Source organism: Cupriavidus sp. KB_39, assembly GCF_052114485.1.
Classification (GTDB): Bacteria; Pseudomonadota; Gammaproteobacteria; order Burkholderiales; family Burkholderiaceae; genus Cupriavidus.
On record NZ_JBFREV010000113.1, the window covers coordinates 1 to 1,819 of the forward strand.

At 57.9% G+C, this 1,819-nt stretch carries 2 protein-coding genes; both read right to left on the bottom strand.

Annotated elements, in window-relative coordinates; translation table 11 throughout:
* Nucleotides 1-177: 177 nt before the first annotated feature.
* Nucleotides 178-1,116 carry a DUF6708 domain-containing protein gene (locus tag AB4Z27_RS28845; RefSeq protein ID WP_441645963.1) on the bottom strand — a complete coding sequence of 313 codons (939 nt, stop codon included), beginning with the start codon at nt 1,114-1,116 and terminating at the stop codon, nt 178-180.
* Nucleotides 1,113-1,819 (bottom strand): hypothetical protein (locus AB4Z27_RS28850; RefSeq protein ID WP_441645964.1); only part of this gene is annotated, 707 nt, incomplete at its 5' end. The genes AB4Z27_RS28850 and AB4Z27_RS28845, both read right to left, overlap by 4 nt.

Consider the following 1,819-nt stretch of genomic DNA (forward strand, 5'->3'; position numbering starts at 1 on the left):
CGTGCGCTGGACGAGCTGACGGTCTGCGCCTACTACATCGGCGCCCAGGAACAAGGCCGCGCCGCGCTGATCCGGCTGCTCGCCGAAGGGGCGTTCCCCGAGTCTGAGCGCGCCCGAATCGAGGCGAATCGGCCGTATTACGGGATGTAACCCTCCCTCTGGTTCCCCTAGGGCGCTTCAGCGATACCCCTTCGGGTTCGTACTGGAATCCCGCACGTACGGATCGCTCGGCGCGATCCGGCAGGCGGCTTCGACATCGGCGGGCCAGAGTGGCACTTTGCTTGTGGCGCGGTGGACAAGACGGCCAATAAAGAAGAAGACGTGGAATGGGGACATGAACCACTTGAGGATAGGGTTCGATGCGTCTCTCGACACCAGCGCTATCCAGCCCTGATAGAGCGTCTCGCGCTTGTCGGCGATCGGCAGGCAAAATTCGAAACCCGGCGCGTCAATTACCGACTGCGGGCCTTCCTCCATGTAGCGGCGAATGAATTCCCAGTGGCGCAGGCAGTAGTCGCGGCAGGTCGAAACGTAGCCGAACCCGAACATTTCCTCGACAGTATGTTCGTTCTTCAGGACGAGGCCGCAGATGCCAAAGGTGTGCACGCCCGCAATATTGTTGTTGACCAGAAGGCTGAAATACACGTCATCCCAAGATGCTTCGAGCACTGTGTCGTCACCGCGAAATACGTAGACCATACGGTTGCAGCGGTTGAAGCGCATCGGGTAGTGCGTATAGCGGAACCATTCGCCGATCTTTTTATTGAAGGCGACAACGCCGGCGATGAGAAGTGAAAAGAGAATTGAGCAAAGGATCGTTGCAAACATCATTTCGAATTCATCGTGACGGTCCCAATCTGGATTCAGATAGCGGGCGATGGCGGTGTGAACGAACGAATTGATCATGAACACAGCTGCACTCACCCCGAAAATTCCAACCGCGCTCATCCCTCCGCGGTTTGAGTAGAGACCGTCGACCAGTTCCAGATAGGTAGAATTCATCCGGATCGCACGGCCCGATGCATGTGGGTCGGCACAGCGCCTGCGGATCGGCAGATGTGATTCACGATCTCGATCATTCAACGGACGTCGCTTTTTGCTCGTTGTAAACATCATGCCCTTGCCATTGCTCGATCGAAATCGGATTGCTCCGTGACAGAATCGGTATAGCGGCCCGACTCGAGCAAGCCCCAGTAGCAACGCTCTAGCCACTGTGCGAAATTGTCCCCCTTGAAGTGCGCGATCGCCATGCTTAGCGCAACCAGTACAACAGCTAGCACCAAACCCCAATAGGCCAAACTGAGTCCAGCGACCACTTTTGCCCAACCGTCGACAGCGAAGGCAGCCCAGAATGCAAAGGCGACAGCAGCAATTCCAGTAATACCCGAGATCGATTGCAGTATCGCCAGCGTCCATTGCCCGCGTTCCTTGCTTTGGATTGCATCCGCGAAATCCATCACCGCCACCACCCCAGACACCACCGCCATCAGCCCACCCGCCACGCGTAGCGCAATCCCTACACGTGCCGCCAACTCGTTACCCTTCACCCGCTGCACCATCCCCGTCGCATACATGTTCTGCCACGTCCCATATACCCTCACCACCTCACCCGCCCCAGCAGCCAGCGCCCCCACATACAACCCATACCCCAGACTCACCCGAACGTCCTGTGTCCACGTCTTCTGGAACGACAACGCCTGCGCTTCGGCTTGCAGCATCTGCTCCCAGCCCGCGAACTTCCACACTGCGTCGATAGCTGTCAGGATTCCCTGCGATACCGCGCCGTAAATCGGGATCGAGCGGCCGATCTTCAGTACGC

Excerpts from the sequence above, each read along its gene's own strand:
- AB4Z27_RS28845 (WP_441645963.1), bottom strand. The coding sequence starts at position 1,116 with ATGATGTTTACAACGAGCAAAAAGCGACGTCCGTTGAATGATCGAGAT.